Here is a 15,071-nt window from a genome sequence, read left to right as displayed (position 1 = left end):
TTCGCACGACTCACCGACGAACTGCGCGGCGTAGGCGCGAGCCGTACCGTCACCGGCCGCGCCGACAACGCTACGACAGCTCCCGAACAGCGCGCGGCGACCTGAGCATCCAGGCGCGGAGAGCGGATCGCCGGTACGGGCGGGGCGGCAGGCCCCGGCGCTGCTCGTCGCAGTGTCCGGCGGTCGAGCGCGCCGGCGTCGGCACAGCCGTGCCCGGATGCCACCCAAGCCGAGCTATCCGTGGACCGCTCCGGCCATGCGACGATCCGGCGATCGGACCATGCTCCGGCCGTGCGGAATTCGAGGCCCACGGTCACCCGAGCGCGGCCAGCAGCGCACCGACCAGATCGTCGGGCGAGCCGTAGGCGGTGTATCCGGCGGCGAAACGGTGGCCGCCGCCGCCCAACCCGGTCGCCACCTCCGCGACGTCGACCCCGTCACCCGCGCGCGATCCGCTGTCGCGCGAGCGCAGCGACACCGTCCACCGATCCGGTACGACCCGAGATTGCTTGAATACCGCGGCGATTCCGGCCTCCGCGGTCGTGCGCACGATATCGATCACGCTCTCGATCTCCTCCGACCGCACGTCATCGATGTCGTCGCGACGCACGAACGCGTACACCAACCCCACACCGCCGCGGACCTCGGGAACGAGTTGGGCCGTCCCGAGCACCCGAGACAGCATGGGCAGCCACCCGAACGGGTGGGTGTCCATCAGCGTGCGCGCGATCTCCGCGCCATCGATTCCGGTGGCCAGCAGTCGCTCCGCCAATTCGTGGGTACCCGGCCGCACCCACCGGAACGAACCGGTGTCGGTGACCAGACCGGCATACAGGCAGTGCGCCACCTCCGCATCGATCGCCACCCCCCACGCGTCGAGCAACCGCGCGATCACGCTCGTGGTGGATTCCGCGCCGGGGTCGACCAGGTTGATCGCGCCGAAGCGCGTGTTCGACCGATGGTGATCGATCACCATTGTCGTTGCGGCGCCGGGCAATCGGTCGGCGAGCGCGCCGAGCCTGCCCGCGCTGCCGCAGTCGACCGTGACCAGCAGGTCGACCTCGGCACGCACGTCGGCGGGCGCCACCAGATGCCGCACACCGGGCAGCGACCGCATCGATGCGGGCAACTCCGCCGGCTCGGCGAACGACACCTGCACCGGGATCCCGCGCCGGTGCAGGACCAACGCCAGCGCGAGACCACTTCCGATGGTGTCCGCATCGGGCTGCACATGGCAGATGATGGTCACCGAGCCCGCGGCGTCCAGCGCCGCCACGGCCGCGTCCAAACCGGCCGTTTCCCGCATCGTCGTCATCGACTACCGCATGTCACTCGTCGGCGTCGCGTTCGACCTTGTAGGGGTCGGCGTCGCCCGCGTGCCTGGCGGTGGCGGCCGCCTTGGCGACCGCGTCGTCCGCGGCCCGCGCCCTGGCGAGCAGTTCCTCCATCTGCCGTGCCGCGTCGGGCACGGTGTCCAGTACGAATGCCAGCGTCGGAGTGAACTTCACCCCGGTTCCCGCGCCCACCTTGGAACGCAGGACGCCCTTGGCCTTCTCCAGTCCGGCCGCCGCACCGTCGTAATCCGGTTCGGCGTCGAGGGTTTCGCCCATCACGGTGTAGTACACCGTCGCCTCCCGGAGATCGCCGGTGACCTTGGCGTCGGTGACGGTCACGAAACGCAGCCGCGGGTCCTTCACCTCGTATTCGATCGCGGTCGCGACGATCGAGGAGATCCGCTTGGCGAGTCGGCGTGCCCTGGCTTGGTCCACCATGGCCGTTTCCTCCTCACTATCAACTCTGTTCGGTGGCGGTCGTCGCGTGGCTCGGTGCCGCCACCCGAGCTCCGTCGCTGCGCCGCGGTCAGTCCTCGGGGCCGAAGATTCGGCGGCGCACCGCCAGCAACTGTAACTCCGGGCGGGCCGCGACGTGCCGTTCACATCTGTCCAGCACCTCGGTCAGGTGATCCATGCCCGCACTGACCATGGCCACGCCCAGCAGCGAACGACGGTATAGATCGTGTTCCCCACCTTCGGCGGCACTCACACCGAAACGCTGCAATTCGGCCAGAATCGGCCGGATCACCGAGCGCTTCTGTTTCAGCGAATGCACGTCGCCGAGCAGCAGGTCGAACTCCAGTGCACCCAGGTACACCCTTACCCTCCCCAGTTCAGGAAGACCGGCCGGACGCCGCGCTCTTCGCGCGGCGTCCGGTGTCGTCTCGGTCTATCAGTCGCGCGGCTTCTCGCGCAGCTCGTAGGCCTCGATGATGTCGCCTTCCTTGATGTCGGCGTAGGTGACCGTCATACCGCATTCGAAGCCCTCGCGGACTTCGGTGACGTCGTCCTTCTCCCGGCGCAGCGACGAGATCGTCATCGTCTCGGCGATCACCACGTTGTCGCGGAGCAGGCGCGCCTTGGCGTTGCGCTTGACCGATCCCGACGTGACCATGCAACCGGCGATGTTGCCGATCTTCGACGAACGGAAGATCGCCCTGATCTCGGCGCGACCCAGCTCGACCTCTTCGTAGATCGGCTTGAGCATGCCCTTGAGGGCCTTCTCGATCTCGTCGATGGCCTGGTAGATCACCGAGTAGTACCGGATGTCGACGCCCTCGCGGTTGGCCAGCTCGGTGGCCTTGCCCTCGGCACGGACGTTGAACCCGATGATGATCGCGTTCGACGCCGAAGCCAGGTTGACGTTGGTCTCGGTGACGCCACCGACGCCGCGGTCGATCACCCGCAGCCGCACCTCGTCGCCCACCTGGATGCCGAGCAGCGCCTCTTCGAGGGCCTCGACCGTACCCGAGTTGTCGCCCTTGAGGATCAGGTTCAGCTCGCTGGTTTCCTTCAGCGCGGCATCCAGATCTTCCAGGCTGATCCGCTTGCGGCTGCGTGCGGCCAGCGCGTTGCGCTTGCGCGCGTTGCGCCGGTCGGCGATCTGCCGCGCGATCCGGTCTTCGTCGACGACCAGCAGGTTGTCACCGGCGCCCGGCACCGACGTGAAGCCGATGACCTGGACCGGCCGCGACGGCAATGCCGCCTCGACGTCCTCGCCGTGCTCGTCCACCATCCGGCGCACCCGGCCGTAGGCGTCTCCCGCCACGATCGAGTCGCCGACCCGCAGGGTGCCGCGCTGGATGAGCACGGTGGCCACCGGGCCGCGGCCGCGGTCGAGGTGCGCCTCGATGGCCACACCCTGCGCGTCCATGTCCGGGTTCGCCCGCAGGTCCAGCGCCGCGTCCGCGGTCAGCAGGACCGCCTCGAGCAGCGCGTCGATGTTGATGTTCTGCCTGGCGGAGATGTCGACGAACATGGTCTCGCCGCCGTATTCCTCGGCGACCAGGCCGTACTCGGTGAGCTGCTGACGAACCTTCTGCGGGTTCGCGCCTTCCTTGTCGATCTTGTTGACCGCCACGACGATCGGCACGTCGGCCGCCTGCGCGTGGTTGATCGCCTCCACCGTCTGCGGCATGACGCCGTCGTCGGCGGCGACCACCAGGATCGCGATGTCGGTGGCCTTCGCACCACGGGCACGCATGGCGGTGAACGCCTCGTGACCGGGGGTGTCGATGAAAGTGATCAGCCGGTCCTCGTCGCCGAGGTGGGTGAGCACCTGGTAGGCGCCGATGTGCTGGGTGATGCCACCGGCCTCGCCCTCGCGGACGTTGGCCTTGCGGATGGTGTCCAGCAGGCGGGTCTTACCGTGGTCGACGTGGCCCATGACGGTGACCACCGGCGGACGCTGTTCGAGGTCTTCCTCGCCGCCCTCGTCCTCGCCGTAGGTGAGATCGAACGACTCCAGCAGCTCGCGGTCCTCGTCCTCGGGGCTGACCACGTGGACGACGTAGTTCATCTCGCTGCCGAGCAACTCGAGGGTCTCGTCGTTCACCGACTGGGTCGCGGTGACCATCTCACCGAGGTTGAACAGGGCCTGTACCAGCGCGGCCGGGTTCGCGTCGATCTTCTCCGCGAAGTCCGACAGCGACGCGCCGCGGGCGAGCCGGATGATCTCGCCGTTGCCGCGCGGCAGCCGCACGCCGCCGACGGCGGGCGCCTGCATCGAGTCGTACTCTTGCCGCTTCTGCCGCTTCGACTTGCGGCCCCGCCGGGGCGCGCCACCGGGACGGCCGAACGCACCGGCCGCGCCACCGCGGCCACCGGGACCACCCGGACGACCGCCGCCACCGCCGCCGCCACCAGGACGACCGCGGAAGCCACCGGCCGCGCCACCACCGGCACCGGGCGCACCGGCACCCGCACCGGGGGCGCCGCCGCCGCCGCGGTAGCCACCGCCGCCGCCACCACCGGGACGACCCGCACCGGCGCCACCGGGGCGGCCGGGACGACCGGCGCCGGGGCCTCCGGCGCCACCGGGACGCGCCGCACGCGACGGCATCGCGCCGGGGTTCGGACGAGGCGGCATCGAGCCGGGGCTCGGCCGCGGGCCGCCGGGACGCGGACCACCCGGACCGGGCGTCGGCCGCGGGCCACCCTGGGCCGGACCGGGACGCGGGGCGCCCTGAGCCGGACCGGGACGCGGACCACCCTGGGACGGGCCGGGACGCGGACCACCCTGAGCCGGACCGGGACGCGGACCACCCTGACCGGGGGCCGGACGCGGCGCGGGCCGCTCGGGAGCGGACGAGTAAGGGTTGTTACCGACGCGCGGGGTCTTCGGCCCCGGGCGCGGGCCGGAACCAGCACCACCCGGGCGCTGGCCACCGGGGGCGGGGGCGCCGGGTCGCTGCTGCTGGCCGGGGCGCGGGCCACCCGGCGTCGGCCGCGGACCGGCCGGCGCGGGCGCGGAGCTCGCGGTCGCGCCCGAGGCCGCCGCGGCTTGCGGGTTGACCGATTCCCGGGCGGGGGGCTTGGGCGCCGGGGACGGTCCCGGACGCGCGGCGGGGCCCGGCTTCACGGCCGGGGATTCGCCGGTGCGCGCGGCGGGGGCGGCGGTCTCCTGCGCGGTGGGCGCCGGAGTGGGCGCCGACGGACGGGGACCGGGACGCGGGCCGCCGCCCGTGGGCTTGGGGGCCGGACGGCCGGACGATCCGGGGCGTGCACCCGGCTTGTTGCCGTTGGACGGGGCGGATTTCGCCGCGAACGACTCACGCAGCCGGCGCGCGACGGGAGCTTCCACCGTCGAGGACGCCGACTTCACGAACTCGCCCTGCTCCTTGAGCGTTGCGAGTAGTTCCTTGCTCGTGACACCGAGTTCTTTGGCCAACTCGTGCACGCGGGCCTTGCCTGCCACTGCTCTCCTCACTGAGAGGTCGAGCAGCCCCACCGTTCTGGGGACGGCGGCCCGCACGACCTCGGGTTATCTCCGATGGACGTTCATCGTTGGTACTTCACGGTGTGCTCATGAGTGCTCGTGCCTGTTCTCGAGGTAATGCTCCAGGGCTGAGATATCCAGATGTCCGGACACTCGTAGTGCTCTGCCGATCGCTCGGCGCCGCTCTGCCGCGAGCAGACAAGCCGAAAGGGGGTGCAGCCAGGCACCCCGTCCGGGAAGTCTGCGCCGCGGATCGGGAACGATCTCGAGGACGTGGGAGCCGTCTCCGGTCTCACGGTCCCGAGCCACGATCCGCAACAGATCGACGGCCAGTTCGCGCTTCCGGCACCCGATACACGTCCGCACGGGAGCGGCTCGGCGCTGGCGCGCCGGGTGCTGCTCGGTGGTGCGATCGGGCATCGAAGCCGAAGGCTCGGACTGAACCTTGGACCACTCTACCGCTGCCACGCTCGGAACGCCGAACCCCTCCCCCGCGGAAGTTACGAACCTGTCATCCCGAGCACTCCGCGGGCGGGCTCCGGTCAACTCCGATGCGCCTCCGTCCGGACGGATCCGCCCATGTCACCGGGAGCGGCGTCGCTGCGGATATCGATGCGCCAGCCGGTCAGGCGCGCGGCCAGGCGGGCGTTCTGCCCCTCCTTGCCGATGGCCAGGGAGAGCTGGAAATCGGGCACCACGACGCGGGCCGCCCTGGCCTCGGCGTCGACGATGGTGACCGATACCACTTTCGACGGCGAGAGGGCATTGCCGACGAACGCCGCCGGATCCTCGGCGTAGTCGATGATGTCGATCTTCTCGCCGGCCAGTTCGCTCATCACGTTGCGCACGCGCTGCCCCATGGGCCCGATACAGGCGCCCTTGGCGTTGACCCCGGGCACCGTGGTGCGCACCGCGATCTTGGATCGGTGCCCCGCCTCGCGGGCCACGGCGACGATCTCCACCGAGCCGTCCGCGATTTCCGGCACCTCCAGCGCGAACAGCCGCCGCACCAGGTTCGGGTGGGTGCGCGAGAGCGTGATCTGCGGGCCGCGCGGACCCCGGGAGACGCCGACGACGTAACACTTGATCCGGTCGCCGTGCTCGTAGGTCTCGCCCGGCACCTGCTCGGCGGGCGGGATCAATCCCTCCGTGCCGTGCAGCTCGCTGCCGATGCGCACCACGACGGTGCCGCGGGCGTTGGCGCGCGCGTCACGCTGCACCACGCCGCCGACGATGTCGCCCTCGTGGGTGGAGAACTCGCCGAAGGACTTCTCGTTCTCCGCGTCGCGCAGCCGCTGCAGCACGACCTGCCTGGCGGTGGTCGCCGCGATCCGGCCGAATCCCTCCGGGGTGTCGTCCCATTCGGAGATCACGTTGCCGTCGGCGTCCACCTCGCGCGCCATCACCCGGACCACGCCGGTCTTCTGGTTGATGTCGATGCGCGCGTTCGGCTGGTGGCCCTCGGTGTGGCGGTACGCGGTGAGCAGCGCCGACTCGATCGCGGAGATCACGGTCTCGATCGAGATCCCCTTGTCGGCGACGATCGCGCGCAGGGCTTCGATTTCGATGTTCATTCCACGATCCCTTCGGTCGGCGAATCGGACGCTGTTACGGATTCGGATGGTGCATTCGGTGTTCCTCGAAGCTGCGCGGCGTCGTCGACCGCCACCGCGTCTTCCTGGCCCGGAGCGGGCCGCCCCGGAACGACTCCGCCCGCGAGTTCCAGTTCCCGCGCGCCCGGAGGCGAGAACTCGACCTGGACGACGGCCGTGGCGATGTCGGCCAGCGGAACTGTCACCCGGTGCGGGTCGCGTTTGCCGCCGAGCACCAGCGCCACGGAATCCCCCGTGAGCGCGCCGACCCTGGCCTCGAAGGTCGCCGATCCTTCCGGCGGTTGCGCATCCGCACGCAGCCGGACGCGTACCTTCCGCCCCTGCGCCCGCCGCCAGTGCCGGGCGGCGGTCAACGGGCGGTCGATCCCGGGGGTCGTGACCTCCAGCAGGTAGGGCGTCTCGCCGAACTCCCCGGCGTCGTCCAGCAGCGCCGACAACTCGGTGCTCAGACTCGCCAGGGAATCCAGATCGGAGGTGTCGCGGTCCACGGTCACCTGCACCCGAGCCTGCGCGTCCACGCGCGTGCCCGCCGTCGAGATCTCGACGCCCTCGAGGTCGAATCCTCGGCGTTCGACGAGACCAGCTACGAGCTGGCTCACCCTTTCCTCGGTCGGCATCGGCATATGGGGCGGCTCCTGGTTCAGTTGTGACGCGGCGGGAGAATTCTCTACCGAAGGTCTAGCGTAACGCGCCACGAGAGTGTAAAGGACCAGTGGTCGAGGACTGCGCACGCCACGACCGACGCTGGTCCGGCGCAGCCTCGCGAGTCTGGCACGATAGTGCCGTGCCCATCCGCCTTCCCGCCCCGCCGTGTGCCGGGCGCACCACCGGCATGCCATCCGACCGGCACGAGCCCCACCGCACCGCCATGGATCGCCGCACCGCGTTGCGTCTCGCGGGCGGCGGAACGGCCGGGGTGCTCGCTCTCGGCGCGCTGGCCGGTTGCACCGGTGACGACGTGGTTCACGAGCCGGATCCGCTTGCCGCACAGGAGATCGCCGCGCGCGCCGACGCCGCGGCCGCGACCGCGGCCATCGCCATCGCACCCGACCGGCACGCCGCGTTGTCGGCGATCGCGGCCGAGCGCACCGCCCACGCCGACGCCTTGCGCACCGAGATCGACCGCGCGATCGGCGTTTACGCCGACGGCACCAAACCGGCGCACCGCACGCGCGCCAGTGCATCCGGCCCGTCGGCCGTGGCTTCGGGCAGCGCCGTGCCGCCCACCACGCCGCCGAGCGTGGATTCGCTACGTACGCAGCTCACCGCCGCCCAGAAATCGTCGGCCGAGCTCGCTCGCGCTCTGACCGGCTACCGAGCCGGTCTGCTCGCGTCGATCAGCGCGGCCTGCGCGGTGCAGGCGGGGGTGTTGCTGGCATGACCGAGGAGGAACGCCGAGCGCTCATCGACGCGCTGAACGCCGAATACGGCGCGGTGTACGCCTACGGGGTGATCGCCGCCTACGCCTCGCCCGAGCGCACCAGGGTGGTCGCCGAGCACACCGCCGCTCACCGGGCTCGCCGCGACGCCACCGTGGACACCCTCGCACTGGGCGGCGCGACGGTGCCACCGCCGGACGCGGCCTACACGGTGCCGTTCGCCGTGACCGATCCGATCTCGGCCGCCCGGCTGGCCGTGACGGTCGAGTCCGACACCGCGGTCGCCTGGCGGTCGGTGGTCGAGCGCGCCGACTCCATGGCCATCCGGCGCACCGGTGTCGAAGCGCTCACCGAGGCCGCCGTCCGGCTGGCCGCGTGGCAGTCGATCCTCGGCGCGAATCCGCCCACGGTCGCGTTTCCGGGCAAGGTCTGACCCGGCCGGGCACGAGATCTGCTGCCCCGCAGAGGAACGACGCGAACGGCGGACGGCGGACAGCTCGGGCCGCCGTTCGCTCGACACGCGACTGCTACGGCCGCATCTCGTAGGCGCCGTCGTAGGACGCCACCTCGGCCCACACCCGGTCGAAGCGCGGGCGATCGGCGACCGGTGGCCGCAGCGCGGACGCGGCCCAGCCCTGCTGGTCGGGGGTTGCCGAGGGCTTGCCGTACAGGGCGGTGGCGTAGGCGTTGAAATCGCGGATCTGGAAGTCGAAGATCTGGTCGATCAGGTCCCGGTCCAGGCCGGTGATCGCGGCCTGCTCCAGGATCAACTGGCCGTAGACCACCAGGGAGAACAGGTGACCGATGGTCAGCATGAAGTCCAGGTCCTTCTGCTGGTCCGCGTCCGGCGCCGCCGTGGTCAGCAGCGTGCGCAGCGCCTGCGCCTGCTGGTAGAACCGGCCCACGTTGGGGATGTCGGCGTGCTTGTCGTAGACGGGGGTCCAGTCGGCGAAGCGCACCTTGCCCGCCCCGCGCGCGGGGCCCTGGCGCCAGAAGAACGCATCGTCGGCCGCGTCCTGCCGGGTGCCGATCTCCGGGTAGTCCTGCGGGTCGAACAGGTAGTTGGGCATGAACTTCAGGATCTGCCCGACGTTCACGTGTACCGTGCCCTCCAGCCGGGGCAGCGTGCTGATCAGCCGTTGGACCTCGGCGAAGTAGGTGTTCTTCTCGAATCCCTTGGCGGCCAGCACATCCAGCAGCAACGTCATGACGGTCTCGCCCTCGGAGGTCACCTTGGACTTCGTCATCGGGTTGAACAGCAGGTACCGGCGGTCCTCCAGGCTCGCACTGCGGAAGTAGTCGATCGCGCGGTCGCTGAACAGCTTCATCGCGACGATGCGCGCGTAGGCGTCGACGAAATTCGACCGCACGTGCGGGAAGTCGGTGACCGGATTGCCGTAGAGGATCCGGTTGTTCGCGTGGGTGATCGCCTCGTAGAAGGAGTGCTCGACCATGCCGATTCCGCCGTGGCAGAGGTTGAACTTGCCCACGTTCACGGTGTTCAGCGCGGCGGAGAAGGCCTCGGGCCCGGTGTGCAGGATGTCCTCGGCGCGCACCGGGTAGTTCTCCAGCCGGAAGGTGCTCACGTACATCTGCTGATGCACGACGTTGCCGAGCAGACGGTAGTTCTCGTGGCGGGAGTCGGCGGCGAACCAGACATAGGCGTCGGCGCCTTCGAGGTCGGCGCGGCGGGAGAACACCGACACCATGCTGGCCACGTTGCCGTTGCCGATGTAGTACTTCTCCCCGTCGGCGCGGAAGAGGATGCCCGCCTCGGCGTCCGCGCTGCCCGGCTCGGTCGGGGTGAGCACCAGGTCGGTGTTGTAGATGTCGGCGCCGTGGGTCTGCTCGGACAGGCCGAACGCCATCACCTCGCCGTCGGCCAGATCGGCGGCCGCGCGCTTCTTGGCCGTCTCGTTGTCGCTCTGCCAGATCGGGCCGAGGCCGAGGATGGTCACCTGCTCGGCGTACCAATACGCCAGACCGTAGAAGCCGAAGATCTCCGACAGCGCGGCGTTGCGCGCGGCGTCCCAGCGGCGGTTCGGATCGCCGTCGGCGTACGCGGCGGGCGTCAGGAAGGTGGCGAACAGCTTCTCCTTCTTCACGAAGTCGAGGAAGTCGGCCGTCCACACCGCGTTCGCGTCGTCGGCGAGCAGACGCTGCTTACCCCGGCCCTCGAACCACTCGATCGTGGCGCGCAACAGGCGCCGCGTCTCGGCGTCGAACTGCTGCGGGTCATAGGTGGCGGGGTTGAACAACCGCACGTCGGTGTTTGTCATGCCGGTTAACTTACCAGCGGGTAACAGCAGCGTGGACGAGGTCAGCGGATCCGTGACCAGCGAATACAGGTTACGGTGGCGTAGGTAGCCGCGCTACGCTCCCTGCGGTTCGGCGCGAAGGCGAACGGCCCCCGGCGCATCACGCCGGGGGCCGCTTCGGCATCGGATCAGCCCCGGACCCTGGCCACGACCGCGTCCACCGCGGACGCGGCGGGGAGTTCCTCGGTCTCGCCGGTGAAGCGATCGCGCAGCTCCACCTTGCCCTCGGCCCAGCCGCGGCCGATCACCAGCACCAGCGGCATGCCGAGCAGCTCGGCGTCCTTGAACTTCACGCCCGGCGAGGCGGTGCGGTCGTCGAATAGCACGTCCAGGCCCTGGGCGTGCAGGCCGGACACCACCTCTTCGGCTCCGGCGCGGGCCGCGTCGTCCTTGTTCGCGATGACGACATGCACGTCGTACGGCGCGACCGCCGCGGGCCAGCGCAACCCCTTGTCGTCGTGCTGCTGCTCGGCGATCACCGCGACCATCCGCGAGACGCCGATGCCGTAGGAGCCCATGGTCAGCCGCACCGGCTTGCCGTTCTCGCCGAGCACGTCCACCTCGAACGCGTCGGTGTACTTGTTGCCGAGCTGGAAGATGTGACCGATCTCGATGCCGCGCGCCGCCACCAGCGTGCCCCGGCCGTCGGGCGAGGGGTCGCCGTCGCGGACCTCGGCGGCCTCGATGGTCCCGTCCGGAGTGAAGTCGCGGCCCGCGACCAGGCCGACGACGTGCTTGCCCGGTTCGTCGGCGCCGGTGATCCAGCTGGTGCCGGTGCCGACGCGGGGATCGACCAGGTAGCGAACACCGTTGGCCTGCAGGGCCTTCGGGCCGATGTACCCCTTGACGAGGAACGGATTCTCGGCGAAGTCGGCTTCGGTGAGCAGTTCCACCTCGGCCGGTTCGACGGAAGCGCCGAGGCGCTTGTCGTCGACCTCGCGGTCACCGGGGACGCCGATGCCGACGATCTCGCTCTTCCCGTCCGGGTGGCGCAGCTTGACCATGACGTTCTTCAAGGTGTCGGCCGCGGTGACCGGGCGGCCGTAGCGCTCGGCGATACCGGCGTTGTTGGCCCAGTCCACCAGCGTCGCGATGGTCGGGGTGTCCGGGGTGTCGTGCACGACAGCCTCGGGCTGCCCTTCGATCGGCAGCGGTTCGGGCGCGGGCGTGACCACCGCCTCCACATTGGCCGCGTAGCCGGATTCCGGGCAGCGCACGTAGGTGTCCTCGCCCACCGGGCTGTCGGCGAGGAACTCCTCCGACGCGCTTCCGCCCATCGCGCCGGAGGTGGCGGCGACGATGACGTACTTGACCCGCAGCCGGTCGAAGATGCGCTGGTAGGCCTGGCGATGCGCGTGGTAGCTGGCTTTCAGGCCGTCCTCGTCCAGGTCGAAGGAGTAGGAGTCCTTCATGACGAACTCGCGCCCGCGCAGGATGCCCGCGCGGGGCCGCTCCTCGTCGCGGTACTTGGTCTGGATCTGGTACAGCGTGACGGGCAGGTCCTTGTAGGAGCTGTACTCGCCCTTCACGGTGAGCGCGAAGAGCTCCTCGTGGGTGGGGCCGAGCAGGTAGTCCGCGCCCTTGCGGTCGCGCAGCCGGAACAGGCCGTCGCCGTACTCGGTCCACCGGTTGGTGGTCTCGTACGGTTCGCGCGGCAGTAGCGCGGGTAGTGAGATCTCCTGTGCGCCGATCGCGTCCATCTCCGCGCGCACCACGTCCTCGACCTTGCGCAGCACGCGCAGGCCCAGCGGCAGCCACGAGTAGACACCCGGGGCGACGCGGCGCACGTAGCCGGCACGGACCAAGAGCTTGTGGCTGGGCACCTCGGCGTCGGCGGGGTCGTCGCGGAGGGTTCGCAGGAACAGGCGGGAGAGGCGGGTGATCACGGAAGCACAGGGTAGTCGCTGGCCGGACGCCGCTCCCAGCGCATTACCGTATTCGTTCGTGCTGGTGCTGCTGCCTCCTTCCGAAACCAAGTCCGATGGCGGCGCCGGGGCGCCGCTCGCGCTGGACTCCCTGGCGATGCCGCAGCTCACCGCGGTGCGCGCCCGGCTGATCGAGGAAGTGGTGCGGTTGGCGGCCGACCCGGAAGGCTCCAGAGCCGCGCTGGGTCTCGGCAAGGGGGCCGACGGCGAGATCGCGCGCAACGCGGCGCTGCGCACCTCGCCGACCCGTCCCGCGCTCGAGCGCTACACCGGCGTCCTCTACGACGCGCTCGACGCGCGCTCGTTCACCAAGGCGCAGCGAGCCAAGGCATACGCGCGGCTCGGCATCGGCTCCGCCCTGTTCGGCGCGGTCCGCGCCGGTGACCCGATTCCCGCCTATCGCCTGTCCGGCGGCTCGAAACTGCCGGGATTGCCAACCCTTTCGGCGGTGTGGCGCGACGAGCTGGCCACCGCCCTGCGCGCCGAGGCAGGCGATGAACTCGTGGTCGACCTGCGCTCGGGCACCTATCAGCAGCTGGGGCGGGTCCCCGGCGCGATCACCGCCAACGTGCTCACCGAGCATCCGGACGGCTCCCGCACGGTGGTGAGTCATTTCAACAAGCACCACAAGGGCCTGCTGGCGCGGGCCCTCGTGCTCACCAGAGCGGAACCGGCCGACGTGCGGGGCGTCGCGCGAGTGGCGGCCAAGGCCGGGCTGCGAACCGAGATCGCGTCGCCGACCGAACTCTTGATCATCACCTGAGCGCGGTACTCACCGGAGATCCCGTACGGATCGTCGGCGCAGGGTGAAGGGTGTATGCCGGACAGTGGTAGTCGAGCCGCGTTCGCGCCCCGGCCGGAGCGGCGGCACCGCCGATGCCCACCGAGCGAATCGAGGAGACATGCAGACCATCGCGCACTGGCTCGACGGCAAGGCCTTCGCAGGCACCGGCGGGACGACCGCCCCGGTGACCAATCCGGCGACCGGCGTGGTGACCGGGGAGGTCACGCTGGCGAACGTCGCCGACACCCGCGCGGCGATCGATTCCGCCGCGAAGGCTTTCCCGGCGTGGCGGGACACCTCGCTGACCCGGCGCACCCAGATCCTGTTCCGCTTCCGTGAGCTGCTGAACGAGCGCAAGGAGGAGCTGGCCCGGCTGATCACCGCCGAACACGGCAAGGTGCTCGCGGACGCGATCGGCGAGGTGAGCCGCGGCCTGGAAGTCGTCGAGTTCGCCTGCGGCATTCCGCATCTGCTCCAGGGCGGCTACACCGAGAACGCCTCGACCAAGGTCGACATCTTCTCCATCCGCCAGCCGCTCGGCCCGGTCGCGATCATCTCGCCGTTCAACTTCCCCGCGATGGTGCCGATGTGGTTCTTCCCGATCGCCATCGCCGCGGGCAACACGGTGGTCCTCAAACCGAGCGAGAAGGACCCGTCCCCGTCGCTGTGGCTGGCGCGGCTGTGGGCCGAAGCCGAATTGCCCGCAGGCGTGTTCACCGTGGTTCAGGGCGACCAGGTCGCGGTCGACGAACTCCTGGACAATCCGGTCGTCAAGGCCGTCTCGTTCGTCGGCTCGACGCCGATCGCCCGGTACGTCTATCAGCGCGGCACCGCCGCGGGCAAGCGGGTGCAGGCGCTCGGCGGCGCGAAGAACCACATGGTGGTGCTGCCGGACGCGGACCTGGACCTGGCCGCCGACGCCGCGGTGAACGCCGGATTCGGCTCGGCGGGCGAGCGGTGCATGGCGATCAGCGTGGTGGTCGCGGTGGGCGGGGCAGCCGACGAGCTGGTCGGCAAGATCGCCGAACGGGCCGCCACCATCAAAACCGGCGACGGCACCCGCGGCGCGGACATGGGTCCGCTGGTCACCCGCGCGCACCGCGACCGCGTCGCGGACTACATCGCGGCGGGCGAATCCGCCGGAGCCACCGTGATTCTCGACGGCCGGGGCGTCGAAGCCGACGGCGCGACCGACGGGTTCTGGCTCGGGCCGACGATTCTCGACAACGTCGCCACGGACATGAGCGTCTACACCGACGAGATCTTCGGCCCCGTGCTGTCGGTGGTGCGCGTCGACACCTATGACGACGCGCTGGCGCTGATCAACGCCAACCCCTACGGCAACGGCACCGCCCTGTTCACCAACGACGGCGGCGCCGCTCGCCGCTTCCACAACGAGGTGGAAGTGGGGATGGTCGGCATCAACGTGCCGATCCCGGTTCCGATGTCCTATTACAGCTTCGGCGGCTGGAAGAACTCGCTGTTCGGTGACGCGCACGCGCACGGCGCCGACGGCGTGCGGTTCTTCACCCGCACCAAAGCGGTCACCACCCGCTGGCTCGATCCCAGCCACGGCGGACTGAACCTCGGCTTCCCGCAGAACCGATAGGAGCCGACAGCGCTCCGGTCGGAAACGCCGGGACCGCCCCGGAATGGCAGGCAACCGGCGTGCGAGAGCTACCGCACGGACCCCGAGCACCCAGGCGGCCCTCCACCGGGGTACCCGCGAGCGCCTGCGGGTACGGCGGCGTCCCACCGATGACCGAGGGAGCAATCCTCGA

At 70.3% G+C, this 15,071-nt stretch carries 13 protein-coding genes; 4 read left to right on the top strand and 9 right to left on the bottom strand.

Annotation, left to right across the window (positions count from 1 at the left end; genetic code table 11):
* Positions 1-313: 313 nt before the first annotated feature.
* The 7 genes from ABZ552_RS05300 to rimP all read right to left on the bottom strand — a co-directional run bounded on the left by ABZ552_RS05300 (position 314) and on the right by rimP (position 7,507).
* The gene (locus ABZ552_RS05300) at positions 314-1,315 is read right to left on the bottom strand and encodes a bifunctional oligoribonuclease/PAP phosphatase NrnA (protein ID WP_281878643.1); all 1,002 of its coding nucleotides are present in this window, start codon (positions 1,313-1,315) and stop codon (positions 314-316) included.
* Positions 1,316-1,328: 13 nt separating this feature from the next.
* Complete coding sequence (gene rbfA, locus ABZ552_RS05295) at positions 1,329-1,772, bottom strand: 30S ribosome-binding factor RbfA (protein WP_281917749.1); 444 nt, start codon at positions 1,770-1,772, stop codon at positions 1,329-1,331.
* Positions 1,773-1,860: 88 nt separating this feature from the next.
* Positions 1,861-2,151, bottom strand: coding sequence for a DUF503 domain-containing protein (locus ABZ552_RS05290; protein ID WP_039799368.1), 291 nt, complete (start codon positions 2,149-2,151; stop codon positions 1,861-1,863).
* A gap of 75 nt (positions 2,152-2,226) precedes the next feature.
* Positions 2,227-5,250 (bottom strand): translation initiation factor IF-2, encoded by a 3,024-nt coding sequence (infB, locus tag ABZ552_RS05285; RefSeq protein ID WP_281878641.1) that lies wholly within the window; start codon positions 5,248-5,250, stop codon positions 2,227-2,229.
* Between the two features lie 108 nt (positions 5,251-5,358).
* On the bottom strand, positions 5,359-5,691 hold the full coding sequence (locus ABZ552_RS05280; protein WP_281878640.1) for a YlxR family protein: 333 nt from the start codon (positions 5,689-5,691) through the stop codon (positions 5,359-5,361).
* 122 nt (positions 5,692-5,813) lie between these two features.
* Positions 5,814-6,845 carry a transcription termination factor NusA gene (nusA, locus tag ABZ552_RS05275; RefSeq protein ID WP_281878639.1) on the bottom strand — a complete coding sequence of 344 codons (1,032 nt, stop codon included), beginning with the start codon at positions 6,843-6,845 and terminating at the stop codon, positions 5,814-5,816.
* Positions 6,842-7,507, bottom strand: coding sequence for a ribosome maturation factor RimP (gene rimP, locus ABZ552_RS05270; protein WP_281917747.1), 666 nt, complete (start codon positions 7,505-7,507; stop codon positions 6,842-6,844). The genes nusA and rimP overlap by 4 nt, the downstream gene beginning before the upstream one ends.
* Positions 7,508-7,668: 161 nt before the next feature.
* Here rimP and ABZ552_RS05265 point away from each other — a divergent pair, with 161 nt between their 5' ends.
* A complete protein-coding gene (locus ABZ552_RS05265; RefSeq protein ID WP_350356369.1) occupies positions 7,669-8,265 on the top strand; it encodes a hypothetical protein in 597 nt (198 codons plus the stop codon).
* On the top strand, positions 8,262-8,696 hold the full coding sequence (locus ABZ552_RS05260) for a ferritin-like domain-containing protein (RefSeq protein WP_281878632.1): 435 nt from the start codon (positions 8,262-8,264) through the stop codon (positions 8,694-8,696). The genes ABZ552_RS05265 and ABZ552_RS05260 overlap by 4 nt, the downstream gene beginning before the upstream one ends.
* Positions 8,697-8,790: 94 nt before the next feature.
* Here ABZ552_RS05260 and ABZ552_RS05255 read toward each other — a convergent pair whose 3' ends face one another.
* The gene (locus ABZ552_RS05255; protein ID WP_357435711.1) at positions 8,791-10,542 is read right to left on the bottom strand and encodes an acyl-CoA dehydrogenase family protein; all 1,752 of its coding nucleotides are present in this window, start codon (positions 10,540-10,542) and stop codon (positions 8,791-8,793) included.
* Positions 10,543-10,709: 167 nt separating this feature from the next.
* The gene (locus tag ABZ552_RS05250) at positions 10,710-12,467 is read right to left on the bottom strand and encodes a proline--tRNA ligase (protein WP_281878630.1); all 1,758 of its coding nucleotides are present in this window, start codon (positions 12,465-12,467) and stop codon (positions 10,710-10,712) included.
* Positions 12,468-12,525: 58 nt separating this feature from the next.
* Here ABZ552_RS05250 and yaaA point away from each other — a divergent pair, with 58 nt between their 5' ends.
* Together yaaA and ABZ552_RS05240 are read left to right on the top strand one after the other, a co-directional pair.
* Entirely contained in the window at positions 12,526-13,269 is a 744-nt protein-coding gene (gene yaaA, locus ABZ552_RS05245) for a peroxide stress protein YaaA (RefSeq protein WP_281880838.1), read from the top strand.
* Positions 13,270-13,408: 139 nt separating this feature from the next.
* Positions 13,409-14,899 (top strand): CoA-acylating methylmalonate-semialdehyde dehydrogenase, encoded by a 1,491-nt coding sequence (locus ABZ552_RS05240; protein ID WP_281917745.1) that lies wholly within the window; start codon positions 13,409-13,411, stop codon positions 14,897-14,899.
* The last annotated feature ends 172 nt before the right edge of the window (positions 14,900-15,071 follow it).

This window comes from Nocardia sp. NPDC019219, from assembly GCF_040632645.1.
Lineage (GTDB): Bacteria > Actinomycetota > Actinomycetes > Mycobacteriales > Mycobacteriaceae > Nocardia > Nocardia sputorum.
Note: the sequence above shows the minus strand (reverse complement) of the source record. Positions and strands in the feature narration are given on the sequence as shown.

Bases quoted from the DNA above. Each gene is read 5' to 3' on its own strand.
- ABZ552_RS05240 (WP_281917745.1), top strand. From the start codon at position 13,409: ATGCAGACCATCGCGCACTGGCTCGACGGCAAGGCCTTCGCAGGCACC.
- ABZ552_RS05255 (WP_357435711.1), bottom strand. From the start codon at position 10,542: ATGACAAACACCGACGTGCGGTTGTTCAACCCCGCCACCTATGACCCG.
- rbfA (WP_281917749.1), bottom strand. From the start codon at position 1,772: ATGGTGGACCAAGCCAGGGCACGCCGACTCGCCAAGCGGATCTCCTCG.
- ABZ552_RS05300 (WP_281878643.1), bottom strand. From the start codon at position 1,315: ATGACGACGATGCGGGAAACGGCCGGTTTGGACGCGGCCGTGGCGGCG.
- ABZ552_RS05260 (WP_281878632.1), top strand. From the start codon at position 8,262: ATGACCGAGGAGGAACGCCGAGCGCTCATCGACGCGCTGAACGCCGAA.
- rimP (WP_281917747.1), bottom strand. From the start codon at position 7,507: ATGCCGATGCCGACCGAGGAAAGGGTGAGCCAGCTCGTAGCTGGTCTC.
- ABZ552_RS05280 (WP_281878640.1), bottom strand. From the start codon at position 5,691: ATGCCCGATCGCACCACCGAGCAGCACCCGGCGCGCCAGCGCCGAGCC.
- nusA (WP_281878639.1), bottom strand. From the start codon at position 6,845: ATGAACATCGAAATCGAAGCCCTGCGCGCGATCGTCGCCGACAAGGGG.